The organism is Neisseria sp. P0004.S004 (assembly GCF_051963335.1).
Lineage (GTDB): Bacteria > Pseudomonadota > Gammaproteobacteria > Burkholderiales > Neisseriaceae > Neisseria.
On record NZ_JBQCUK010000004.1, the window covers coordinates 214,104 to 236,708 of the forward strand.

General features: G+C 48.6%; 22 protein-coding genes and 1 pseudogene. 13 read left to right on the forward strand and 10 right to left on the reverse strand.

From position 1 onward, the window contains the following. The first annotated feature begins 45 nt into the window (after nucleotides 1–45). On the forward strand, nucleotides 46–1,524 hold the full coding sequence (locus ACTHRY_RS05195) for an RNA ligase (protein WP_440374087.1): 1,479 nt from the start codon (nucleotides 46–48) through the stop codon (nucleotides 1,522–1,524). Nucleotides 1,525–1,556: 32 nt separating this feature from the next. On the opposite strand, the gene ACTHRY_RS05200 is transcribed toward ACTHRY_RS05195, so the two are convergent. Beyond that, complete coding sequence (locus ACTHRY_RS05200) at nucleotides 1,557–2,000, reverse strand: RpiB/LacA/LacB family sugar-phosphate isomerase (protein WP_049323755.1); 444 nt, start codon at nucleotides 1,998–2,000, stop codon at nucleotides 1,557–1,559. An 85-nt stretch (nucleotides 2,001–2,085) separates the two neighbouring features. Here ACTHRY_RS05200 and ACTHRY_RS05205 point away from each other — a divergent pair, with 85 nt between their 5' ends. From ACTHRY_RS05205 to ACTHRY_RS05240, 8 genes are all read left to right on the forward strand, one after another. Beyond that, nucleotides 2,086–2,739: a phosphoesterase gene (locus tag ACTHRY_RS05205; RefSeq protein ID WP_049323754.1), complete on the forward strand. Its 654-nt coding sequence runs from the start codon at nucleotides 2,086–2,088 to the stop codon at nucleotides 2,737–2,739. A 137-nt stretch (nucleotides 2,740–2,876) separates the two neighbouring features. After that, nucleotides 2,877–3,341 (forward strand): dihydroneopterin triphosphate diphosphatase, encoded by a 465-nt coding sequence (gene nudB, locus ACTHRY_RS05210; protein ID WP_049323753.1) that lies wholly within the window; start codon nucleotides 2,877–2,879, stop codon nucleotides 3,339–3,341. A gap of 84 nt (nucleotides 3,342–3,425) precedes the next feature. Further along, the gene (locus ACTHRY_RS05215; RefSeq protein ID WP_003678634.1) at nucleotides 3,426–3,959 is read left to right on the forward strand and encodes an inorganic diphosphatase; all 534 of its coding nucleotides are present in this window, start codon (nucleotides 3,426–3,428) and stop codon (nucleotides 3,957–3,959) included. A 169-nt stretch (nucleotides 3,960–4,128) separates the two neighbouring features. Continuing rightward, complete coding sequence (gene cysI, locus ACTHRY_RS05220; RefSeq protein WP_049323752.1) at nucleotides 4,129–5,886, forward strand: assimilatory sulfite reductase (NADPH) hemoprotein subunit; 1,758 nt, start codon at nucleotides 4,129–4,131, stop codon at nucleotides 5,884–5,886. 217 nt (nucleotides 5,887–6,103) lie between these two features. Then, complete coding sequence (locus ACTHRY_RS05225; protein WP_107832101.1) at nucleotides 6,104–7,111, forward strand: IS5 family transposase; 1,008 nt, start codon at nucleotides 6,104–6,106, stop codon at nucleotides 7,109–7,111. Nucleotides 7,112–7,373: 262 nt separating this feature from the next. Beyond that, on the forward strand, nucleotides 7,374–7,805 hold the full coding sequence (locus ACTHRY_RS05230; RefSeq protein ID WP_049322818.1) for a hypothetical protein: 432 nt from the start codon (nucleotides 7,374–7,376) through the stop codon (nucleotides 7,803–7,805). Nucleotides 7,806–7,824: 19 nt separating this feature from the next. After that, entirely contained in the window at nucleotides 7,825–8,598 is a 774-nt protein-coding gene (locus tag ACTHRY_RS05235; protein WP_234398664.1) for a hypothetical protein, read from the forward strand. A gap of 67 nt (nucleotides 8,599–8,665) precedes the next feature. Then, nucleotides 8,666–9,187 (forward strand): lytic enzyme, encoded by a 522-nt coding sequence (locus ACTHRY_RS05240; RefSeq protein WP_107832100.1) that lies wholly within the window; start codon nucleotides 8,666–8,668, stop codon nucleotides 9,185–9,187. 89 nt (nucleotides 9,188–9,276) lie between these two features. On the opposite strand, the gene ACTHRY_RS05245 is transcribed toward ACTHRY_RS05240, so the two are convergent. The 6 genes and pseudogenes from ACTHRY_RS05245 to ACTHRY_RS05270 all read right to left on the reverse strand — a co-directional run bounded on the left by ACTHRY_RS05245 (nucleotide 9,277) and on the right by ACTHRY_RS05270 (nucleotide 14,512). After that, nucleotides 9,277–9,849 (reverse strand): hypothetical protein, encoded by a 573-nt coding sequence (locus ACTHRY_RS05245; protein WP_049322329.1) that lies wholly within the window; start codon nucleotides 9,847–9,849, stop codon nucleotides 9,277–9,279. 90 nt (nucleotides 9,850–9,939) lie between these two features. Next, complete coding sequence (locus ACTHRY_RS05250) at nucleotides 9,940–10,446, reverse strand: hypothetical protein (protein WP_049322330.1); 507 nt, start codon at nucleotides 10,444–10,446, stop codon at nucleotides 9,940–9,942. Between the two features lie 449 nt (nucleotides 10,447–10,895). After that, complete coding sequence (locus tag ACTHRY_RS05255) at nucleotides 10,896–12,686, reverse strand: assimilatory sulfite reductase (NADPH) flavoprotein subunit (RefSeq protein WP_049322331.1); 1,791 nt, start codon at nucleotides 12,684–12,686, stop codon at nucleotides 10,896–10,898. 171 nt (nucleotides 12,687–12,857) lie between these two features. After that, entirely contained in the window at nucleotides 12,858–13,178 is a 321-nt protein-coding gene (locus ACTHRY_RS05260; RefSeq protein WP_440374088.1) for a DMT family transporter, read from the reverse strand. Between the two features lie 27 nt (nucleotides 13,179–13,205). Further along, on the reverse strand, nucleotides 13,206–14,075 hold the full coding sequence (locus ACTHRY_RS05265; RefSeq protein ID WP_440374089.1) for an ABC transporter six-transmembrane domain-containing protein: 870 nt from the start codon (nucleotides 14,073–14,075) through the stop codon (nucleotides 13,206–13,208). Nucleotides 14,076–14,086: 11 nt separating this feature from the next. Further along, nucleotides 14,087–14,512 (reverse strand): annotated as a pseudogene (locus tag ACTHRY_RS05270) (MarR family winged helix-turn-helix transcriptional regulator). 179 nt (nucleotides 14,513–14,691) lie between these two features. On the opposite strand from ACTHRY_RS05270, the gene yddG reads away from it, so the two are divergent. Both yddG and ACTHRY_RS05280 read left to right on the forward strand, forming a co-directional pair. Continuing rightward, nucleotides 14,692–15,603 carry an aromatic amino acid DMT transporter YddG gene (yddG, locus tag ACTHRY_RS05275; protein WP_049322334.1) on the forward strand — a complete coding sequence of 304 codons (912 nt, stop codon included), beginning with the start codon at nucleotides 14,692–14,694 and terminating at the stop codon, nucleotides 15,601–15,603. Between the two features lie 101 nt (nucleotides 15,604–15,704). Continuing rightward, nucleotides 15,705–17,015, forward strand: coding sequence for a GTP-binding protein (locus ACTHRY_RS05280; protein ID WP_049322335.1), 1,311 nt, complete (start codon nucleotides 15,705–15,707; stop codon nucleotides 17,013–17,015). A gap of 68 nt (nucleotides 17,016–17,083) precedes the next feature. On the opposite strand, the gene glyA is transcribed toward ACTHRY_RS05280, so the two are convergent. Continuing rightward, nucleotides 17,084–18,334 carry a serine hydroxymethyltransferase gene (glyA, locus tag ACTHRY_RS05285; protein ID WP_049322336.1) on the reverse strand — a complete coding sequence of 417 codons (1,251 nt, stop codon included), beginning with the start codon at nucleotides 18,332–18,334 and terminating at the stop codon, nucleotides 17,084–17,086. A 133-nt stretch (nucleotides 18,335–18,467) separates the two neighbouring features. Further along, entirely contained in the window at nucleotides 18,468–18,842 is a 375-nt protein-coding gene (locus ACTHRY_RS05290; protein WP_049322337.1) for a hypothetical protein, read from the reverse strand. A 221-nt stretch (nucleotides 18,843–19,063) separates the two neighbouring features. On the opposite strand from ACTHRY_RS05290, the gene ACTHRY_RS05295 reads away from it, so the two are divergent. Together ACTHRY_RS05295 and ACTHRY_RS05300 are read left to right on the forward strand one after the other, a co-directional pair. Next, a complete protein-coding gene (locus ACTHRY_RS05295; protein WP_049322338.1) occupies nucleotides 19,064–19,282 on the forward strand; it encodes a YdcH family protein in 219 nt (72 codons plus the stop codon). Nucleotides 19,283–19,513: 231 nt separating this feature from the next. Beyond that, entirely contained in the window at nucleotides 19,514–21,715 is a 2,202-nt protein-coding gene (locus ACTHRY_RS05300; protein ID WP_049322339.1) for a FepA family TonB-dependent siderophore receptor, read from the forward strand. 180 nt (nucleotides 21,716–21,895) lie between these two features. Here ACTHRY_RS05300 and ACTHRY_RS05305 read toward each other — a convergent pair whose 3' ends face one another. Further along, complete coding sequence (locus ACTHRY_RS05305) at nucleotides 21,896–22,558, reverse strand: NAD(P)H-dependent oxidoreductase (protein ID WP_049322340.1); 663 nt, start codon at nucleotides 22,556–22,558, stop codon at nucleotides 21,896–21,898. Nucleotides 22,559–22,605 lie beyond the last annotated feature (47 nt).

Below are 22,605 nucleotides of genomic sequence, written 5' to 3' on the forward strand. Positions count from 1 at the left end.
GCCTATTTATTCAGGGTAAGCTGAGAAAAAGAATAAGGAAACAAAATGCAAAAATTTATCTTAATCCGCGGTCATCAAGGTTCGGGAAAATCGACGTTTGCCGAACAAAAAGCCACCGAATTTAAAGCGCAATATCCGGATGCAGAAGTTGTCCGTATTGAAAACGATTTGTTCATTACCGATGAATACGGTGAGTATCATTGGTCGGGTGAAGCAGTGGATAAGGTGCAGAAACGCGGTAATACCTTGATGACTGAAACTTTGAGACTTGGACGCCAAAATCCGAACCGAAATATTCTGATCATTAATTCCAATACCAACCAAAAAGCTTCGCGTTGCCGTCATTTATTGGATCAGGCGGAGAAAAGCGGTTTTGAAACAGAGGTCTATCGACTGCACAATTTCTATCCCAACCTGCATGGCGTGAAAGAGCATGACGTATTGGCGGCGTATATCAAGCTGAACCAAAACCGAGTGGCAAACGAAATCCATATCGAGGCCGTGCAACCGGCAAATGCGGAACAGTTAGAAAAAATCGAACAGATGCAGGCTATCGAGCATAAGCCGCTGGTGTTTGATGAGGCGCAGCAAACCTTTGTGACCGATCACTATCTGCAACACAGCAGCCGTAACTTTACCGCCAAAGCATCCAAGCGTTATCCCGAATTGCGCGTGTTGAAATACGCCCGCAGCGTGTTCTATAACAACCGCTTTGATGATGCGTTGCTGGAAATGCGCGGTTTGATTATCGATGCGCATAATCGAATCATCGTGCGTCCGTTTAAAAAAGTGTTCAATTATTCGGAACGTATTGCCAAATGCAGCCGTTATCCGATCATAATCGGCGACGAGAGACTGGTAGATGCGGTGGTGAAAGTAAACGGCTTCCTCGGCTGCTGTACTTTCGTCTCGCTTTCAGACGACCATCTGTCTAAAGGCGCGGCGTTTGACGGCAAAGTGCTGTATTCGACCACCGGTTCGCTTGATAGCGCGTTTGCCGACATGACCGCCACACACTGCGCACAATACGAACCCCTGTTCCGCGCTTATCCGAACCACACTTTTTTGTTTGAAATCACAGACGCGAAAGACGTACACATCATCCGCGAAGCATTGGGCGAAACCTTAATCGGCTGCATTGATGTGGCGACCGGCCGTCAGTTTAGCGAAGCGGAATTGGACGAAATCGGCAAACAATACGGCATCCGCCGTCCCGAAACGCTGAAAAACATTACGTTCGGCGAGCTGAAAGGCCGTCTAAAAAACGTGGAACATGAAGGCTTTATGGTATTTGATGCGCAAAACGGCGAAATGCTGTTCAAACTCAAATCGCCGTATTACCTGATTTCCAAGTTTTTAGGACGAAGCAACGAAGGCAATATCGGCCGCAAACTGGACAAACGCCATGTCGATGAAGAATTTTATCCTTTAATCGACTACATCCACGAGCATCAGGAAGCGTTCAACGCTATGCCGGAATTGGATAAGATCGCGTTTATTCAAGCGTTTTTGAGACAGTTGTAAGGCCGTCTGAAAATAGAGGGAGCAATGCGTATTTATTTTTCGCGCTCATACGCTTCGATTTCGCCGACTTTAGGCGCATAGCCGCTGCTTGTGTCATGGCGCAAATCCAACCAGATATCGACCAATGCCCAAGCGGCAGGTGCAGCAATGACGTTTTGCCCCATACATAAAACTTGCGCGTTATAGTTTTCCACCGAGCCGCGGACGGTGAGCAAATCGTGCGCCGTCGCCGCCCGTATACCGCGCACCTTATTGGCGGCGATTGCCGTGCCCACGCCGGTACCGCAAATCAACAGCGCACGGTCGGCGCGTCCTGCCGCGACTTCTTCGGCCACGGCAAACGAGAGTTGCGGATAGGTTCCTTCGGGCGAGGATAAATCGACCAAGCTGCTGACGCGCAGGTCGTTTTGCAGATGCGCTTTGAGCGCGTCCTTCAATATTGCGCCGTTGGCCGGCGCGGCAATAACCAAACGCATACGAACTCCTTGAAGCACATAAAAACATTACTCAGCATACGCCCGCGCGTGATACGATTCAAGCCTGCAACTTAGAAAACACGGTATGAGCAAAATCTACTTCACATCAGACCTACATTTCTCACATAAAAACATCACCAAATTCTGCCCGCAATTTCGACCGTTCGATAACGTGGCGCAGATGGATGAATTTTTAATTCAGACATGGAATGAAACCGTTACGCCAGAAGATACGGTGTACAACTTGGGCGATTTTTCCTTTGCCCACGACCATAAGCAGATAGAGTGCGTTTTGTCGCGTTTAAACGGGCAACATCACTTGATTTATGGCAATCATGATCATGTGATTCGGCAGCATGCCGACTTTTTCCGCAGCCAAACCAAGCATGACGGCCATCCGCTGCTGTCGTCCATACGGCCGTATATGAAACTCAAATTGCCGGAAATTAAGAATACGCTGGTTCTATTTCACTATCCGATTCAGGAATGGGACGGCTGCTATCAAGGCTGGTATCACTTGTACGGCCATTTGCATGACAGGATGGCTGAAATCAAAGGGCGTGCTTTAAATGTCGGATTCGATTTGCACGGCCGCTTTTTGACGGTAGAAGATGTCGATAAGTTTTTGTGTGAGTTGCCTAAAATTTCGTATTTTGGCGAAGCAGGATTGAAGGCCAACTCGCCGGAAGAAGCGGCAGAGCTGGTGTCTTGGAAACTGGCGCAGTTAAATCAGGTATAATTTCAGACGGCCTTTGCGGATTTTCGGCAAAGGCCGTCTGAATATCAATTTCCCATTTTTGAGTGAGACATGGAAAACCTTTTGGCTTACTTACTACAAAAAATCAGCTTCCCCAATCAATCCGGCAAGGACAAGTCATGAGCGGCAAGCCTTTGAAGTATCCTGTTTCCGCGTTGGTCATTTTGCATGATGAAGACGGCAATATCCTGCTGATTGAACGCACGGCGCCGCAAGGTTTTTGGCAGTCGGTTACCGGCAGCTTGGAAGAAGGCGAGCGTATCGAAGAAACCGCATGGCGCGAAGTGTGGGAGGAAACCGGTATCCGCCTTGCAGACGGACAGCTGGAAAACTGGCACGACAGCACCGTTTATGAAATCTATCATCACTGGCGCCATCGCTATCCTAAAGGCGTTTTTGAAAACCGCGAACACATCTTCTCCGCCCAAATTCCGCACGATACGCCCATCGTCCTGCAACCGGACGAACACGTTGCCTACGGTTGGTTTCGCGCAGAAGAAGCGGCGGAAAAAGTGTTTTCACCTTCCAATAAACGCGCAATTTTAGAACTGGTCAAAAGGCTGAATGCCAAAAAGGCCGTCTGAATACGACAGTTTCACATTTTCAGACGGCCTTGGGTTTGCTATACTTTCGCCGTTTGACTCTCTTTAAAATCAAAGGAAACCATCATGGCAGACTTCAACAAAATCCTGACCCCGGGCGACGTGGACGGCGGCATCATCAACGTTGTCAACGAAATCCCAGCAGGCAGCAACCACAAAATCGAATGGAACCGCAAACTGGCCGCCTTCCAACTCGACCGCGTTGAACCGGCAATTTTCGCCAAACCGACCAACTACGGCTTCATTCCGCAAACTTTGGACGAAGACGGCGACGAATTGGACGTATTGTTGGTTACCGAGCAGCCTTTGGCAACCGGTATTTTCCTGGAAGCACGCGTTATCGGCGTGATGAAATTCGTTGACGACGGCGAAGTGGACGACAAAATCGTCTGCGTTCCGGCCGACGACCGCAACAACGGCAATGCCTACAAAACTTTGGCCGATTTGCCGCAACAACTGATCAAACAAATCGAGTTCCACTTCAACCACTACAAAGACCTGAAAAAAGCAGGTACCACTAAAGTTGAATCTTGGGGCGATGTAGAAGAAGCGAAACAAGTCATCAAAGAATCTATCGAACGTTGGAACAAACAAGCCTAATCGGTTTGCTCCACTCAATATCAAGGCCGTCTGAAAGCAAAGTTTAGACGGCCTTTTTATGTTCCAAACCAATATAACAAAATCGTCTTTAAAACAAACAAACCATTCTTTCCCATTTTCAGACGGCCTCATTAAAGTAACGCCTATACCAAAAATAAGGAGTACTTCAATGACTGCTACCACGACCGATCCGCGCGCCAAGCTGCCTGATACACCGCTTTCCGGCAACGAAGCCTTGAAAGAACGCAGCGATTATCTGCACGGCACCATTAAAGAAGAGTTGAAAGACGACTTTACCGGCGGCTTTACCGCCGACAACTTTCAACTTATCCGCTTCCACGGCATGTACGAACAGGACAACCGCGATATCCGTGCCGAGCGTACCGAACAAAAGCTTGAACCTTTAAAAAACATGATGTTGCGTTGCCGTTTGCCCGGCGGCATCATTACGCCGAAACAGTGGCTGGGTATCGATAAATTTGCCGGCGAAAATACAATTTACGGCTCCATCCGCCTGACCAACCGCCAAACCTTCCAATACCACGGCATTCTGAAAACCGATTTAAAACAGGCACATCAGGCATTGCACAAACTGGGTTTGGATTCCATTGCCACAGCCAGCGATGTCAACCGTAATGTGTTGTGCACCAGCAATCCTGTACAAAGTACTTTGCACCAAGAAGCCTATGAATGGGCGGCGCGCATCAGTATGCACCTCCTGCCGCGTACCATGGCATATGCCGATGTATGGCTGGACGGTGAAAAAGTGTTCACGACCGAGCCGACCGAGCCGCGCAATAAAGAAATTGCCGACGACGTAGAGCCGATTTTGGGTAAAACCTATTTGCCGCGCAAATTCAAAACCGCCGTTGTGATTCCGCCTGATAACGATGTGGACATTCATTCCAACGATTTGGGTTTTGTGGCGATTGCAGAAAACGGCAAGTTGGTGGGTTTTAATGTATTGGTAGGCGGCGGTTTATCCAGCGAACACGGCAATACCAAAACTTATCCCAATATTTCCTATAAATTTGGTTTCGTTCCGCTGGAATACACCCTCAACGCCGCTGAAGCCGTCGTCAGCACCCAGCGCGACTGGGGCAACCGCAGCGACCGCAAAGCAGCGCGTACACGCTATACGCTGCAACGCGTCGGCGTAGATGTGTTCAAAGAAGAAGTCGAAAGGCGCATGGGCATTAAATTTGAACCCATCCGCCCTTATGAATTCACCCATCGCGGCGACCATATCGGCTGGGTACAAGGGCATGAAGGCAACTGGCATTTGACTTTGTTTATTGAAAACGGCCGCCTGCTCGATTATCCCGGCAGACCTTTGAAAACCGGCGTACGTGAAATTGCCAAAATCCATCCCGGCGACTTCCGTCTGACGGCCAACCAAAATCTGGTGGTTGCCAATGTACCGCCCGAATTGAAAGACACGATTGATAAAATCGCCAAAGATCATGGCCTTATCAGCAAATCGATTACCATCCAGCGTGAAAACTCCATGGCTTGCGTTGCCTTGCCAACTTGCCCGTTGGCAATGGCGGAGGCCGAACGCTTCCTACCGACATTCTCCGATAAAATTGATGACATGTTCGCCAAATACGGCTTGGAAGACGAATACATCGTTTTGCGCGTAACCGGTTGCCCCAACGGTTGCGGCCGCGCCATGCTGGCGGAAATCGGCTTGGTCGGCAAAGCCGTCGGCCGCTACAACCTTTACGCAGGCGGCAACCGCGAAGGCACCCGCATCCCGCGCCTGTTTAAAGAAAATATTACCGAACCTGAAATCCTTGAAATTGTCGAAGGCTGGGTAGCCGATTGGGCGCAAAACCGATTCGATGATGAAGGCTTCGGCGATTTTGCCGTCCGTACCGGTATCGTCAAACCCGTATTGGACGCACCGCGAGACTTCTGGGCATAACGCATACAGACAGACCTGACAAGTTTGTCATCAGAAAACAGAGAAAAAAGTAGAGGCTATGCTCTGTGAAGTAGGAAAAACTCATGAATGTTCAGGATATATTAGTACTGGCATTAGTTCGGGAAGTAGTTGTGTAACATATTGATATTGTATTGAGACCTTTGCAAAATTCCCCAAAATCCCCTAAATTCCTACTAAGACATTTAGGGGATTTTCCATGAGTACCTTCTTCCAGCAAACCGCCCAAGCCATGATCGCCAAACACATCGACCGCTTCCCACTATTGAAGCTGGATCAGGTGATTGATTGGCAACCGATCGAACAGTACCTGAATCGTCAAAGAACCCGTTACCTTAGAGACCACCGCGGCCGTCCCGCCTATCCCTTGTTGTCCATGTTCAAAGCCGTCCTGCTCGGACAATGGCACAGCCTCTCCGATCCCGAACTCGAACACAGCCTTATCACCCGCATTGATTTCAACCTGTTTTGCCGCTTTGACGAACTGAGCATCCCCGATTACAGCACCTTATGCCGCTACCGCAACTGGCTGGCGCAAGACGACACCCTGTCCGAATTGCGGGAACTGATTAACCGACAACTGACCGAAAAAAACCTAAAAGTAGAGAAAGCATCCTCCGCCGTCGTTGACGCCACCATTATTCAGACCGCCGGCAGCAAACAGCGTCAGGCCATAGAAGTCGATGAAGAAGGACAAGTCAGCGGACAAACCACACCGAGTAAAGACAGCGATGCCCGCTGGACAAAGAAAAACGGCCTCTACAAACTCGGTTACAAACAACATACCCGTACCGATGAGGAGGGCTATATCGAGAAACTGCACATCACCCCCGCCAATGTCCATGAGTGCAACCATCTGTCCCCTTTGTTGGAAGGCATTGCCGAAGGTACGACCGTCTATGCCGACAAAGGCTACGACAGTAAGGAAAACCGGCAACATCTGAAAGAGCATCGGTTGTTGGACTGCATTATGCGTAAAGCCCACCGCAACCGTCCGCTGACGGAAGCGCAAACCAAACGCAACCGATATTTATCGAAGACCCGTTATGTGGTCGAACAAAGCTTCGGTACGCTGCACCGTAAATTCCGCTATGCGCGGGCAGCCTATTTCGGGCTGCTCAAAGTGAGTGCGCAAAGCCATCTGAAGGCGATGTGTTTGAACCTGTTGAAAGCGACTAACAGGCTAAGTGTGCCTGTTGCTGCCTAAAAGGCAGCCCGGATGCCTGATTATCGGGTGTCCAAGAGAGATTAAGGGGGTATTTGAGTAGAATCAGTGGATATTTGAAACAAAAACAGCCGAAAATCTTTATTTAGTTTTCGGCTGTTGGGGGAAGGGCTTTTTTGCAAAGGTCTCTGTATTGTTATTACCCCTAAAAAATAGATTCTTTGAAAGTTACAAAAGAAATTGTTGAGGATACAGAAAAAGTAAGTTAGAATCAGTAGATTAGAAATAAAAAGGTACTTAAAATATGAGAAAATTACTTCCTGTATCATTTGCTGTACTTGCTCTATTTTCTGCTGGTTGTGAAGCCAATAATCATGAAAAAAAAGCACAAATTCAACACTCTAACTTGAAAGATAGAAAGAATATGGTTAACTTAAATCTGATGTTAAATGAAATTCTAAAAACCCGTATTACAGATATTGCAAGCCAGCGTGCAGATGTTAGTAATATTGTTTCACAATATCTTCATTCGGGACTAACTAAAAATGAAATTATCAATTTAATTCCTAACGAGTTTAAGATTCTAGAAAATTCAGATGATAACCTACTTATCCATTATCAAAGAGGTGAAGGTTATTTAGGTAATAGACGTGATTTATACATTAGTCTGTTTTTTAATAAAAGTGGGCAATTACTAAAAAATGTTTCTTATCTAGATAAGAGCAACAATCTATAAAACTACAAGGAAATTGATCATGTCAGAGAAAATAGAAGTTGGTTACAGAAAGCTTGGTAGTTTGGGATATGATTATCATCATATGTTTCTGCTTTATACTGATAAAATGGGGAAGCAGTATACCATTAGTGGTTGGACAGATGAAGAAAATACAAACCCAAATTTACCCCTTGGTAATATAAGAGTCATTGCGGGTATGCCATATGATAGCAACAACCCAGATTCTTCTACTAGACACCCAGGACAAAAACAATACCGTGAGTTAATCACGGAAGCGTCTGATTTATCTGAGAAATGGGCAGAAATGGTGAGGAATGCTCGAAGCAAAGACAATATTTATCCTTATGATTTTTTGCGTCAGAACTCCAATACTATTGCAGCTACCGTATTACGTGAAGCTAGGCTTAAAGAACCTGAAAAAGATGGTTATGGTTTGGGTGATCATCTTGCCCCTGGTTCTGAAAATAAATTGGATAAAAATCTCGTCCCTAAAGATCCTAACAAAGCAGGGGTTTTAGACCTTTTGGATTTGAGTGCACAAAATAATCAAACAGATAATCTTCAATATGCTGAGCAAACCTCAGCCGATAAACTCCAAGCTCTAATTCAAGGCTTTAAAAACGACAAAGATGGTACGTTCACAGCCAAAGCATTGGCTGACAATGCCGATGTGGTGGCAAATTTTAGAGATGAGTTGCGAGAGACTTTAAAACAAAATCAGGCTCAAGAAGTTGCTCAAAATACTCCTCAAGTTCAAGAAGAGCGCAGCTATGGAGGTCGTTCGTTTGGTTAAATCCTTCCCAAATTTGAAGAATGCTGATGGTACGTTTTTTCCTTATTCTTTCAATAGATAGTGACGTATGAATAATAACGAACTTGAACAGGCACATAATCTTTTGCTTGAAACCGCCGAGGTAATGGTACAATTTAGGCAAAGTGCTCATCAGATTGTCCAAAATCTTGAGGATAAATTGGATAAATCACTTTACGATCAACGCAAGATGATTACAGAGATGGTGCGTGCGGAAGTGACGAAAGAAATGTCGAATTCTGTGGCAGGGTATGTGCGTGATATGGAAAAGGCACGCAACCAAATGGCTGATCAAGTACGTGAATTCAATGTATATTTGAATAAGGTAAATGAAGAAAATCAGAAGATTTCTTCACGTTTGGTATGGGTTATTTCGCTTGCAATGGCAACATTGGTTATTGGTGGATTGGCATTATCTTTCTTTTATACAATGTTGATTGACCAAAAACGACAGGATGCAGATATGGTTGGTCGCATCAATAGAGCCAATATCGTGCGATGCGGTGATGAACTTTGTGCCAAGACAGGTAAAAGCGTAGAAAATGGCTATCGAGTTATTCAGAATAGATAGCTAAGAAACCAAAGGCCGTCTGAAAATCTGATTTTCAGACGGCCTTTTATATTGGGAGCGTTTATATCAAAGATGGGATATAAACCGAATCAGCGACGGCGGCCAAAGCCCCGACCCATGCTTGGGCGGCGGTAGTTGGAAGGCTGACGCGTAGTTTCGCGGTATCGTTGTTGCTGCTGGGCATTTTGTTGCTGGGCACGCAGGGTGCGTGTATTCAGCTGTTGGCTGGTGCGTCCGTTTGGACGTGCGCTTTGATAATAGTTGGCACGGGCTTGACGGGCAATCGGGCTGTTTTGATTGCGCGCCTGTGTGAATTTATTGGCCAATGCGTTGCCGATAAATGCACCGGCTGCCGTACCCACCAAGCTTTGCAGCAGCCAGCTGCCAGTGGATTGGTCGTAGATGTATTGTTGGCCGTCTGTACCGGTTACCGGTTGGCCGTTGTTGCCGTTGGCTTGTGCCTCGGCAGGAATGGTGTCTTTCACGGCTTCTGGCGTGAGCTGGTAAACCGTATTGTCTTCTTGTTGGCCTGTTTGTTGTGCCAACTGTTGTTGCAATGCTTCGATTTGTTTTTGTTGCTGCTCAAGTTGCGCTTGGGTATTGTCTTTGCAGGCAGCAAGGGTGAAAGTGGAAAGGGCGGCTAAGGCAATCAGTTTTTTCATTGTTTTTCCTGAGAGAAGTTTGTCTTTGCCGAGATTTCGGCGGAGTGTGTTTGCCTAATATTAAACCATTTCCCTGTTTTTCAAGTGGTTTTACAAAATAATATTGGAAAGTTGCGCGGCAAATGCACGGCTGTTGGCGGCCAGGTTGCCCAGTGCAGGCATCTCGTGTTCGGTTTCGATAATCAGCAGGTTGGCAGGGCGGCGGGTGTGCAGGGACATTTGCATTTCAGCAGGAGAGAAGGGCATGTGATGGCGTTTGGCGAAGGCTTCGGCGCGTTTGTTGGCGGTTTTGAGCATGGGCAACAGGGTAATGTCCAAATGGAAACGGCGTACGCCCAAAACCAAAATACGCGCCGCGAAGAAATCCGCTTCATCGGTAAAAACACTGGGGCTGCTTTGATTGAAATCGTGACGTTCTGCGGCAATCAAAGTCGCGATGGTGCGCACTTGCGGAATTAAGGCTTCGCTGATGAGGTTGTCGGGCGTATCAGGCAAAGTGAGCGTGTTGGGCATGCTGTGGTGGCTGTTGCTATCAACGACCATGCGGCAGGTGTGTAACATTTGAGTTTGGCTGTGGATTTTGGTTGAAGCGGTCATGGCTGTATTCCTTATTTCTTAAAAATGGGTGGATTTAAGCGGCCATGGTGGGTATAAAAAAAGCCGCTCAATTGAGGCGGCTCTGATTTGCGTATTTTCAATTTGGTCTGTTTCAGACAAGCGCAAAAAAGTACCGCACGTTTGTGTGGTACCAATAGAAGAAAGTAGCAGAGCATTGCGCGGTTTGCATGATGAAAATACGTCTTTAATGTATAAAAGTATGGAACGTAGTTTAAAACAAGAAGGCCAGTAATTTCAATATCCAATCGATAAAACCCACCAATAAATCTACAAGTTGTTGTAATCCTTCCAATTTATTTTCTTTCGAGTGAGTCAAATTTGCACAATTATAATGCAAGACAAGATAAATTGATAACAATCCGAGCAAGTTCCTTAAAAAGGCCGTCTGAAATCCAGCTTTCAGACGGCCTTTATTTTGGCTTATCCAATCAATAAACGTCGCGTTGGTAGCGTTTGTCTTCGCGCAGGTCGTTGAGGTAGTCCTCGGCTTCGTCGCGGCTGAGTTTGCCTTGGGTTTCGATGACTTCGATCAGGGCGTTTTCGACATCGCGTGCCATGCGTGCGGCGTCGCCGCAGACGTAGATATGTGCGCCTTGTTGCAGCCAGTTCCAAACTTCGGCCGCGCGTTCGGTGATTTTGTGTTGGACATAGACTTTGTGTTCGCCTTGTCGGCTCCATGCGAGGTCGGCGCGGGTGAGGAGGCTGTCTTTGCGCCAATCGCTCCATTCGAGTTGGTAGAGGAAGTCGTCGGCCAGGCGTTGGTTGCCGAAGAAGAGCCAGTTTTTGCCGCTGTCGCCATTGGCGGCGCGTTGTTGCATGAAGGAGCGGAAGGGGGCGACGCCTGTGCCTGCGCCGATCATGATGATGGGTGTATCGCCGTTTTGCGGCAGGCGGAAGTTGGGGTTGGGTTCGACAAAGACGCGGACTTCGCTGCCTTCTTCGAGGCGTTCGCCCAAGTAGCCGGATGCTGCGCCGGTGTAGGTGTGGTCGTGGTGGTCGAAACGGACGACGCCGATGGTGAGGTGGACTTCTTCGCCGACTTCGTCTTGTGCGGAGGCGATGGAATAGAGACGCGGGGTTTGTGGGCGGAAGAGGCTGTATAGGGTTTGTGCGTCCAGTGGGTGCGGATAGGCTGCGAATACGCCGACGGGCGGTGTGACGGCGAGGTAGGCGTCCAGTTGGGCTTTATCTGCGGCTATGGTTTTGAGTTCTTCGTTATTTGTTAATTCGGCGTATTGTTGGACGAATGCCGGTGTGTTTTGGGTAATATCTGCGGATTCGGTCAGGGCGGTGCGGATGCCGGTTTCGCGGCCGTCTGAAAGTTGGACGGTTTCGCTGCCGGTCAGTTGGTTGAGGTCGAGGATTTCTTGAACGAGGTCGGCGGCATTCAGCGGCCATACGCCGAGTGCGTCGCCTGCCTGATAATGCAAACCTGAGCCGCTGAGGTCGATTTCGATGTGTTCGACGTCTTTTTCTGCGGTGTGTGAGGTGATTTTTTGGCGCACGGAGAGGGTGGCTGTGTAGGGGTTTTCTTTGGTGTATGCGGTGCCGCTGCTTGGGGTGGCCGGGCTGTGTGCTGCGGTATTTGCACTAGGGCTTGCTGCTTGGGCGGTCAATTCGGCTACTTTGGGTACGATGGCGGCTACCCATGCGTCGGCATTTGCTTGGAACTCTAAGTCGCAAATGCCCAAGTCGTTCAGACGGCCTGCGCCCAGTTCGGCAAATTTGGCATCAAAGTCTTTGCCTGCTTGGCAGAAGTTGGGATAGGATGAGTCGCCAAGCCCTAAGACGGCAAAGGTGAGTTTGCTGAGGTCGGGTTTCTTTTTGCCGTAGATGAATTTGTACAGGGGTAGGGCTTCTTCGGGCGGTTCGCCTTCGCCTTGGGTGGAGGTAACCAAAAGGACGATGTCTTCGTCAGGCAGGGTTTTGCTTTTGAAATCGCCTGCGCTGCTGAGGCGGGCTTCTACGCCGGCGGCTTGAAGTTTGGCGTGTAAGGATTCGGCAACGCTGCGTGCGTTGCCGGTTTGGGAGGCGGAAAGGACTAACACGCGGCGGCTGACTGTCGGGGCGGCTGCTTGCAGGATGGTCGGTTCGGCCGCTGTGCCGGATACGCCTTGGCTTTGCGCCCAGCAATAGCCGGAGAGCCAGGCAAGTTGGGTGGGGGATAGGGCGGAGAGTTGGGCGGAGAGTTCGGTAGGCAGTGGATTGGCTTGGCTCATTTTGTTTCCTTTGTTGGGACGGCTATAGCCGATTGTTTGAATAATGAACAGTTGCTACTTTAAACAGGCCGTCTGAAAAAAGGAAAGAATGCTTGGTTTTAATTTAAGATGATTTCGTTATATTCGGAATATAAGAAGGCCGTCTTGGTTTCAGACGGCCTTTGCGGTTTTTTAATGGCTGGAAAGTTTCATGACGATTACGCCTGAAATAATTAAGAATGCGCCGAGCCAGCGGCCGAAGTTGGCGGCATCGTTGAAAAAGGCTACGCCCACTAAAAATGCGCCTGCCGCGCCTATGCCTGTCCAAACGGCGTAGGCTGTACCCATCGGAATACTTTTTTGGGCAAGGTAAAGAAGGTATCCGCTACCGGCGATACAGGCAAAAGCGGCGGCAAAGCCATGCCAGCGGTAGCCTTCCTGTTGTGCCAGCTTTAAGCCCAATGGCCAGCCGATTTCCAGCATACCGGCTAAGATTAAATAAAACCAACTCATAATATATCCTGATAGTGTGTTAAGGTTTCAGACGGCCTTGGAAAGATTGTTTTCTTCCGAGAGTTCAACGCGTTGTCCGATATCTTTTAAATTGGAGTATTGTTCGACCAAGCGCGGTACATCGTCCAAGCTCATTGCAAACATCCATAAATAAGTGCTGACGGAATAGATATGGCCGGCACTGCCATAGCCTTTAAGTGTCATGTGTATAAAGGCGAAGCCGAACAATATGCTCATCGCTATGCCGATACTGAGATAGCCTAAGGCTTCGCGGTTGGAAATCAGCACGCGTAGTTTGGCAACCCAGCCGTAGTGGCGGTAGAGCTGATGTTCGTTGCCGTCGCGGATAAAGTGATTGTCGCGTTCAAGCCGGTTGTTTAAACGGAAATATAGGTTTTCGCTGGTGGCGGCAAAACGCGGCAGCAACCATAAAAACAGGGCAAGTATCGCGACAGCCAATACGCCCACCCGAAATTCCAATATCAGCAACATCATACATGCACCGAAGATGGAGACCAGCGAAGTAGCAGCGATGGGCAGGTGTTCTTCAAAAAAACTGACAAACTCACGCGATAGGGCGACGCGTGCAGTAATGGCGGAATGCGGTACTTCTCGCTTGCGCTGTTCCAAAACGACCGGGACGGCTATTTCAGTATAGATCTGGGTAAATGTGCGCGTATCGGCTATCCTGCGGGCGGCACCGATTATCCACATTAATAAAACCACCACACCATACAACATTGCCTGCCAGACGTTGCCTTCCATAACGGCATTAATCGCCCAGCCGCCAAACACGGGATATACCAGCAAGAGCAGATTATCCAAGCCGACGAGAGAGAAGGTTGTGATTAGTTTGCGGCGGTGTGTTTGACCGATGTGTTTCAACATTTTCCACATGGTTGCCCTCCTTATTTAGTATTGAGGGTTTGCGCCATTAATTCGGCCAATGCGTCCAAATCGGCAAACAGTCGGGCTGCACGTTTTTCACCGAAGGCGGTAAAAATTCGTTTGCTGAATTCCTGCATGTTTTGCACCAATGGGGCGGCAGATTTCTTGCCTTGCTCGGTCAGCGATAATAAGCGTTCGCGTTTGTCTTGTTCGCTTTTGTGAAATATCAGCAAGCCTTGTTCTGCCAGCGTTTTGCATGTGCCGGAAACGGTTTGCTTGGGCAGGCTTCATTCTTCGCCTATGTATTTTTGAGTGCGGCTGCCTTCGGTGGCTAAGGTGTAGAGAACGGCTAAGGTATTGTAGTTGGTGTTTTGCTGTTTAATCCATTGGTCGAATGCGCTGTCTATGCGGCTGATGCGCATACCGAGTTGGTCGAGCTGATTCATAAATTGGTCCTGATATTGACTAATTGGATGCAGATTATAGTCATATTTAGGACTAATTGCAAATAGAAGGCCGTCTGAAACAATCATTTTCAGACGGCTTTGAAACCGTTAAAATAATTAATGTAGAAACGATATATTCAAACTACGATAAACCTAATAACATCTTCAACACATACGCCATGATTCATTTCTTATCTCAAAACATCTCCTCCAAACAAGCTACTGCCATCGGGCTGCTTGCCGTTGCTTTGTGGAGCTTTGTCATTTCTCTGATACGCTCTTTGAGCCTGCATATGGGGGCAGTGGGCGGCGCGGCAATGATGTACACCCTGTCTACCGTATTGATTTGGCTGATTTTCGGCCGGCCGCATTTGCGCAATTACAACCGCAGCTATCTGTTTTGGGCGAGTGTGTTTTTTGTCGGCTGCGAACTGTGTTTGTCGTTGTCGGTCGGTTTTGCTCAAAATGCCCGACAGACGGTTGAGATCGGCATGGTCAATTATTTGTGGCCGACGTTTACTATTTTAGGCGCGGTCTGTTTCAACGGGCAGCCGGCAAAATGGTGGATAGGCATAGGCTTTGTATTGTCGTTTTTCGGGATTGCCACGGTATTGGGCGGCGACGGCGGATTGTCGCTTTCGGGGATTTATCACAATGTCCGCACCAATCCTGCCGGTTATCTGATGGCATTGGCCGATGCACTTTTTTGGGCGGCATATTGCACGCTGACGGCGCGCGTGAAAGCGGAAGGAAGCAGCGTGGGCTTTTTCTTTATGCTGGTGTCGTTGCTTTTGTGGGCGGAATATTTTATCGGCGGGACACACAGTCTAAATTTTGATGCGGAGTCCGTCGGCTATGCCCTGGCCGCCGCGTCTTGCATGGGTTTGGGCTATGCGGTTTGGAACATCGGTATTTCGCGCGGGAATATGACGGTATTGGCGGGCGCATCTTATTTTATCCCTGTGTTTTCCGCGCTGGTGTCTTCGTTTGTCATCAGTGCGCCGCTGTCTGTACAGTTTTGGCAGGGGGCAGGGATGGTGTGCGCAGGTTCGGTTGTTTGTTGGTTGGCCACGCGCAGAAAATCGATATAACAAAAATATCTTTTTTAACAACCAAACATTCTTTCCCATTTTCAGACGGCCTGTTTAAAGTAGAGTCCAGTTTGAGAAATCACGAGAAATAGGAAAGAACCATGACCGCAACCACCGCCCCGCTTTTGCGCTTCATCACCGCCGGCAGTGTTGATGACGGCAAATCCACCCTCATCGGCCGCCTGCTCTACGACAGCAAAACCTTGCTGACCGACCAGCTCGACAAGCTCAACCGCGCTGCCGAAAACGGCGAAACGCCCGACTTCGCCAGCCTGACAGACGGCCTTGCCGCCGAGCGCGAACAAGGCATTACCATTGACGTCGCCTACCGTTATTTTGCCACGCCCAAACGCAAATTCATTATTGCCGATACGCCGGGACACGAGCAATACACGCGCAATATGGTTACAGGTGCATCGACTGCCGATGCCGCCATTATTTTAGTCGATGCCACGCGCGTCGATTTTTCCGGCAGCGAACCCGTCCTCCTGCCGCAGACCAAACGCCACAGCGCGATTTTGAAGCTCTTGGGCTGCCCCAATATCATTGTCGCCGTCAACAAACTCGACCTGCTCGACTTTGACGAAGCCAAATATCAAGCCATTACCGAGGCCTATCGCAAACTGGCGGAGCAAATCGGCCTCCAAGCCCAAATCCACTTCCTGCCCATCAGCGCCTTAAAAGGCGACAACATCGTCAATGCCAGCAGCCAAACCCCGTGGTATCAAGGTTTGCCGCTTCTGCCTTTGCTCGAAAGCCTGCCCGTCAACCGTCAAAACGCCGCCGATCAAGCCGCGCATTTTCCCGTACAACGCGTGGCGCGCCAAGACGGCAGCAGCAGCGACGACTTCCGCGGCTATCAAGGCAGATTGGAAGCAGGCCGTCTGAAAGTGGGCGATGAAGTCAAAGTTCTGCCCAGCGGCCATGTTGCCAAAGTTGCCGAAATCTACAATGCCAACGGTAAAACCGAATCTGCCGAAGCAGGGGAAGTGTTGACCGTTGTTTTGGATACGGACATCGATATTTCACGCGGCAACAGCATTGTTTCAGCCGACAGCGCCATTGTTCCCGAGCAACAATTCCAAGCCGCGCTTTGCTGGTTTGACGATATTCCGCTCAATCTGCGCCGCAAATATTTGCTGAAACACACGACCCAAACCACGCCCGTAAAAATCAGCGAAATTGCCTACGTTTGGGACGTCAATACCCTCAGCCGGGTCGAATCCGCCGAAACGCTCAAGCTCAACGACATCGGCAGCGTCAGCCTCAAAACCCAGCAGCCGCTCGCCGCTGCCACATACGAAGACAACTATGCACAAGGCGCGTTTATTTTGATTGACGAAGCCACCAACCATACTGTCGCGGCAGGCATGATACGCAAAGTCAGCGAAACAAACAGTTTTGAAATTTAAAAGAAAGTTGCAATAAAAAAGGCCGTCTGAAGTTCAGACGGCCTGTTATTTTATCCAAGGCGAAATGCTTATGCGCCGTAAACCGGATATTTATTGCACAAAGCAGTCACTTGTTCGCGGACTTTGGCGAGGTTGGCTTCGTCTTCAGGGTTGGCCAATACGTCGGCAACCAAGTTCGCCAATACGCGCGCGTCGGCTTCGTTAAAGCCGCGTGTGGTCATGGCGGCGGAGCCGATGCGGATGCCGGAGGTCACAAATGGTTTTTCCGGATCATTCGGGATGGCGTTTTTGTTGACGGTAATGTGTGCTTTACCCAAAGCGGCTTCGGCGGCTTTGCCGGTGATTTTCATCGGTTGCAGGTCAACGAGGAAAACGTGGCTTTCGGTACGGCCGGAAACGATGCGCAAACCGCGTTTAACCAACTCTTCCGCCATTGCTGCGGCGTTGATTTTCACTTGTTTTGCGTATTGTTTGAACTCAGGTTGCAACGCTTCTTTAAACGCCACAGCTTTGGCAGCGATGACGTGCATCAGCGGACCACCTTGCAGGCTTGGGAAGATGGCGGAATTCAACGCTTTTTCGTGGGTATTGTCACGGCACAAAATCACACCGCCGCGAGGGCCGCGCAGGGTTTTGTGGGTGGTGGTGGTCACGAAGTCGCAGAATGGTACGGGGTTGGGATATTCACCGCCGGCAATCAGGCCGGCGTAGTGTGCCATGTCGACAAAGAGGTATGCGCCGACTTTATCGGCGATTTCGCGGAATTTCGCCCAGTCGATTTGCAGTGCGTAAGCAGATGCGCCTGCCACAATCATTTTGGGTTTGTGTTCAAGCGCCAAGCGTTCGACTTCGGCATAATCGAGAACTTCGTTTTCATCCAAACCATAAGTAATGGCATTGTAGAGTTTGCCGGAGATGTTGACGCTGGCACCGTGGGTCAAGTGGCCGCCATGTGCCAGAGACATGCCCAAAATGGTGTCGCCCGGTTTTAAAACAGAAGCATATACGGCTTGGTTGGCTTGCGAGCCGGAGTGTGGTTGGACGTTGACATATTCTGCGCCAAACAACTCTTTAGCGCGGTCAATCGCCAATTGTTCGACAATATCGACGTATTCGCAGCCGCCGTAGTAGCGTTTGCCCGGATAGCCTTCGGCGTATTTATTGGTCAATTGCGAACCTTGGGCTTCCATAACGGCGCAGCTGACGTAGTTTTCTGAAGCAATCAGCTCGACATGGTCTTGCTGGCGTTGGTCTTCTTGGGTGATGGCGGCTGCCAGATCGGGGTCATATTGTGCGAGGGTAACGCTTTTTGAAAACATGTTCTCGGTTCCTTTGTGTTGGGCTGAAAATAAGGGATGGAGTACTGCGGATTGGTTCAAGATGAACTATTTTTCTTACATTGTCAACAATTTCGTCAGGCGTTTGGTTTCAGACGGCCTGGAGCTGAAGGATTTATTTGAAAATATCATCTTGTTTTAAATGAAAATCCATTTTTTCCAAAAGCGCGGCCAAATCGGCTTCGGCTTGGGCGGCTTGAAGATTTTTTGCCAGCTCGGCCATAGCCGCCGCATTTAAACGCTCTTTCTCCAGTCGTAGGGCTTCTTCGCTGAAGATTTTGATATTGTCTGCCGATTCGGCGGCATCTATTTTTTCAAATGGATAAAATGATTCTTCGTGCACGGCCAAACCGTCGGGCAGGGGCGCGGCATGGTTGAAATCGGCATCATTGACCGGCATCCATGATGGATGGTTTTCAAGCAGGATAAATTGTCCGTCCATGCCGTTGATATGACGGAATAGGGTGGTTCGGCCATTGTGTAAACGCATAAGCCCGATTGTATGCCCAAGTCGGCAAACCGTCTAGAAACCCGTTTCTTTCCATTGGGGCGATGGCTAATGGTGATATTATTAATTTTGACATAAAACAGTTTCGGCTTAAAAAAGACTGGATAAAACGCCCGTGTTTGTTATAATGAAGCTAAAGATTAATTCGTCCTAGTTTTTGGCAGCAGTACTTTTTTATTTAATTAACAAGAGAGGAAAACAAAATGTTTCCAGAATATCGCGATCTGATTTCTAAACTGAAACAAGAGGATGCACACTTTGCCCGTTTGTTTGAGGAGCACAACGAGCTGGACGATAAAATTTCCGGTTTGGTGAATAACGTGGTAACCAGCGGCGCCGAAGAAATCGAGGAGCTGAAAAAAGCCAAACTCAAACTCAAAGACGAATTGTATGCCCTTTTGCAAAAAGCAGCAGGCAAATAATTAAAATTTGAATAAGGCCGTCTGAACGGTATGATGGAAATCTCAGATTCCCTTTCATGCCGATTCAGACGGCCTTTTTAATTATTAGGCATTTGGTTATTTTTATTGGCTTAATTTAACGAATAATTGTAAATCACTCTTAATTGCATTGAAAACTCTGTTAAGTTTATTTAAAATCCCGAATAATTTTTATTTTGATTTTAACAAACAAAGTTAAAGAGAAACGATGCAATGAAAACATTCACACTCGCCATTTTGCCTTTGGCATTAATCAGCGCATTCTCTCACGCTGCTGAAGAGAAAGCTGCCGAACAGGCTGAAGTCGATACCGTTTACGTTACTGCCGAGAAGCAACTGCAACAGTCGCTGGGCGTGTCGCGTATTTCAAAAGACGACATCGACAAGCGTCCGGCCGTCAACGATATTTCCGAATTTGTCCGCACCATGCCGGGCGTCAACCTGACCGGCAATACGGCGACGGGTCAGCGCGGCAACAAACGTCAAATCGACTTGCGCGGTATGGGCCCTGAAAACACATTGATTCTGATTGACGGTAAGCCTGTGAACTCGCGCCAATCCGAGCGTATCAGTATGCGCGGTGAACGCAATACGCGCGGTGACAGCAACTGGGTGCCGGTTGAAGAAATTGAATCCATTACCGTTTTGCGCGGTCCGGCGGCAACACGTTACGGCTCCGGCGCGATGGGCGGCGTGGTCAATATCGTTACCAAAAAAGTGTCTAAAGAATTTAAAGGCCAGGTCAATCTTTATGCCAATCAACCGCAAGACAGCAAAGAAGGCGCAACCCGCCGTATCGGCTTTAATTTGAGCGGCCCGATTATCCAAGATACTTTGGGCTTCCGCATTTACGGCAACCTCAATAAAACGGATGCAGATGCGGCCGATATCAATGCCGGACACGGCAACGACAGCGCGGCTGGTGTCGAAGGCGTACGCAATAAAGACATTGCCGGCCGTCTGCAATGGAAAATCAGCCCTGCGCAAACATTGATTTTAGACAGCAGCTACAGCCGTCAGGGCAATATCTACAACGGCGATACGCAAAACAGCAATCCGCGTTCTGCTTTAGTTAATTCTTTAGCTGACGGCAAAGCCGAAACTGCCCGTTTATATCGTTCCGCTTATTCTTTAACGCATGACGGCGCATGGGAATGGGGCGATACCAAAAACGTGATCAGTTATGAGCGTACAGTCAACAGCCACTTGCCTGAAGGTTTGGCCGGTGGTCCGGAAGGCAGCTACACAGGCTTGGATTTTGTTCAAAGCCGTCTGAAAAACCTGCGCTTCAGCAGCGAAGCGAATATTCCGTTTAAACTTGGAGTCGATAATGTATTGACAGTCGGTGCAGAATTTACTGACAGTAAGTTGGATGATCCTGCTTCCAATAGTCAGGGATTTAAAGACCAAGGTAAAACCGATGCGTTTAACGGTATCTCCGCAACGCGCGGCGGTAAGGCATCGCAACGCAACTGGGCGGCATACGTTGAAGACAATATTTCGTTGACCGACAAAACCCATCTGATTCCGGCCATCCGCTTCGACCACAACAGCGACAGCGGCAGCAACTGGAGTCCGGCTTTGAACTTCTCGCATCAAATCGGCGAAAACTGGTTGGTTAAAGGTGGTATTGCCCGTGCGTATAAAGCGCCAAACCTGTATCAAACCAATCCTGACTTTATCCTGTACACACGCGGTCAGGGCTGTCCGCTCAATGCGCCGAACAGTGTCCGTTGCTACTACATGGGCAATGGCAATTTGAAACCTGAAACCAGTATCAATAAAGAGATTGGCCTTGAGTTCAATAAAAACGGCTGGCAGGCATCCGCGACTTATTTCCACAACGCGTACCGCAACAAAATCGTGATTGGTGAAAATATTATTGCCACCAGCAATATCGGCAACTGGCTTTTGCAATGGGAAAATACGCCGAAAGCGACTATTTCGGGTATCGAAGGCAACTTGGTGATTCCGTTGCATGACACACTCAAGTGGAGCAATAATTTCACTTATATGCACAAATCTGAAGATTATCAAGGCAATCCATTGTCTCTGGTACCGAAGCATACCCTCAACAGCACGCTGTCTTGGACACCAAACGAACGTTTTGATGCCAACCTGACCTTTACCCACTACGGCCGTACCAAACCGCGTGGCGTGGCGATTAATAGACTGGAACGAGACGGTAATCTGCGTGCAGGGGTTACTCCTTTGACTTCCGAACATAACCAAACCCAAGTCGGCTCTTACGGTATTTGGGGCATCAATGCAGGCTACAACTGGAACAAACGCGTGGCCGTCCGTGGCGGTGTCAGCAACCTGTTCAATAAAAAACTGTACCGCACAACTGCCGGCGCACAAACATACAACGAACATGGCCGTGCTTTCTACGGCAGTTTGAAAGTGTCGTTTTAAGCCGTAGCGTATTAAACAAGGCCGTCTGAAACATTGTGAAATGAAATCTAGGATTTCTGACACAGGGTTTCAGACGGCCTTTTTATTTGGATTTTAGCAGTCTTTGTTGTTACGGAATTTGCTTCTCTTTTAGAAAAAAAATAAAAGGGCGGCATGGGCCGCCCTGAAAATCCAAACCGCTTATTCAACCCAAGTCACCATTTCTTCAATCGGTTTGCGTGCTTTTTTGGTAATTTCTTTGGCGCGATAGCCGAATGTTGCCGCTACGGATACGCCCCATTCGTTGGCATCAAACAGGCCTTCTGCCGCCAATACTTCATTCATTTTGTCGTAGTTGAAGCCTTCAATTGGGCAGGAATCGATGCCGATGGCGGCTGCGCCTGTGAGCATATTGGCCAAAGCGATATAGGTTTGCTTGCTACTCCAGTCAAAGAGCGCGCGTTGGTTGTCGGCAATTTTTATGTCAGTTTCCTGAAAACTTTTATATTTTGCCAACGCTTTTTCCAGCTGCTCGCCTTGCAAGCCCCTGCGTTCGGCAACGCTGCGGAAGAACGGGGTATCGTAACGGGCATTTTTCTTGGCAAGGATAATCACCAGATGGCTGCAGTCGTCCAGTTGGAATTGCATCCCCCAGCTGAAAGGCTTGATTTTCTCACGCAGGGCTTTGTTTTGAATCACCAAGAATTTCCATGGCTCGGAGCCGACAGAGCTGGGCGAGAGGCGGGCAAATTCTAAAATCGCTGCAAAATCTTCTTGGCTGATTTTTTTGTTGGGATCGTAATAACGGGTAGAGCGGCGATTTTCGAATACTTGCAGCATTTGTTCGCGTGTAATTTGATTCATCTGGTTTTCCTAATAAATGAAGATGTTATTCCAATATCCGGTTCCTT

Bases quoted from the DNA above. Each gene is read 5' to 3' on its own strand.
- ACTHRY_RS05195 (WP_440374087.1), top strand. From the start codon at position 46: ATGCAAAAATTTATCTTAATCCGCGGTCATCAAGGTTCGGGAAAATCG.
- ACTHRY_RS05200 (WP_049323755.1), bottom strand. From the start codon at position 2,000: ATGCGTTTGGTTATTGCCGCGCCGGCCAACGGCGCAATATTGAAGGAC.
- ACTHRY_RS05205 (WP_049323754.1), top strand. From the start codon at position 2,086: ATGAGCAAAATCTACTTCACATCAGACCTACATTTCTCACATAAAAAC.
- nudB (WP_049323753.1), top strand. From the start codon at position 2,877: ATGAGCGGCAAGCCTTTGAAGTATCCTGTTTCCGCGTTGGTCATTTTG.
- ACTHRY_RS05215 (WP_003678634.1), top strand. From the start codon at position 3,426: ATGGCAGACTTCAACAAAATCCTGACCCCGGGCGACGTGGACGGCGGC.
- cysI (WP_049323752.1), top strand. From the start codon at position 4,129: ATGACTGCTACCACGACCGATCCGCGCGCCAAGCTGCCTGATACACCG.
- ACTHRY_RS05225 (WP_107832101.1), top strand. From the start codon at position 6,104: ATGAGTACCTTCTTCCAGCAAACCGCCCAAGCCATGATCGCCAAACAC.
- ACTHRY_RS05230 (WP_049322818.1), top strand. From the start codon at position 7,374: ATGAGAAAATTACTTCCTGTATCATTTGCTGTACTTGCTCTATTTTCT.
- ACTHRY_RS05235 (WP_234398664.1), top strand. From the start codon at position 7,825: ATGTCAGAGAAAATAGAAGTTGGTTACAGAAAGCTTGGTAGTTTGGGA.
- ACTHRY_RS05240 (WP_107832100.1), top strand. From the start codon at position 8,666: ATGAATAATAACGAACTTGAACAGGCACATAATCTTTTGCTTGAAACC.
- ACTHRY_RS05245 (WP_049322329.1), bottom strand. From the start codon at position 9,849: ATGAAAAAACTGATTGCCTTAGCCGCCCTTTCCACTTTCACCCTTGCT.
- ACTHRY_RS05250 (WP_049322330.1), bottom strand. From the start codon at position 10,446: ATGACCGCTTCAACCAAAATCCACAGCCAAACTCAAATGTTACACACC.
- ACTHRY_RS05255 (WP_049322331.1), bottom strand. From the start codon at position 12,686: ATGAGCCAAGCCAATCCACTGCCTACCGAACTCTCCGCCCAACTCTCC.
- ACTHRY_RS05260 (WP_440374088.1), bottom strand. From the start codon at position 13,178: ATGAGTTGGTTTTATTTAATCTTAGCCGGTATGCTGGAAATCGGCTGG.
- ACTHRY_RS05265 (WP_440374089.1), bottom strand. From the start codon at position 14,075: ATGTGGAAAATGTTGAAACACATCGGTCAAACACACCGCCGCAAACTA.
- yddG (WP_049322334.1), top strand. From the start codon at position 14,692: ATGATTCATTTCTTATCTCAAAACATCTCCTCCAAACAAGCTACTGCC.
- ACTHRY_RS05280 (WP_049322335.1), top strand. From the start codon at position 15,705: ATGACCGCAACCACCGCCCCGCTTTTGCGCTTCATCACCGCCGGCAGT.
- glyA (WP_049322336.1), bottom strand. From the start codon at position 18,334: ATGTTTTCAAAAAGCGTTACCCTCGCACAATATGACCCCGATCTGGCA.
- ACTHRY_RS05290 (WP_049322337.1), bottom strand. From the start codon at position 18,842: ATGCGTTTACACAATGGCCGAACCACCCTATTCCGTCATATCAACGGC.
- ACTHRY_RS05295 (WP_049322338.1), top strand. From the start codon at position 19,064: ATGTTTCCAGAATATCGCGATCTGATTTCTAAACTGAAACAAGAGGAT.
- ACTHRY_RS05300 (WP_049322339.1), top strand. From the start codon at position 19,514: ATGAAAACATTCACACTCGCCATTTTGCCTTTGGCATTAATCAGCGCA.
- ACTHRY_RS05305 (WP_049322340.1), bottom strand. From the start codon at position 22,558: ATGAATCAAATTACACGCGAACAAATGCTGCAAGTATTCGAAAATCGC.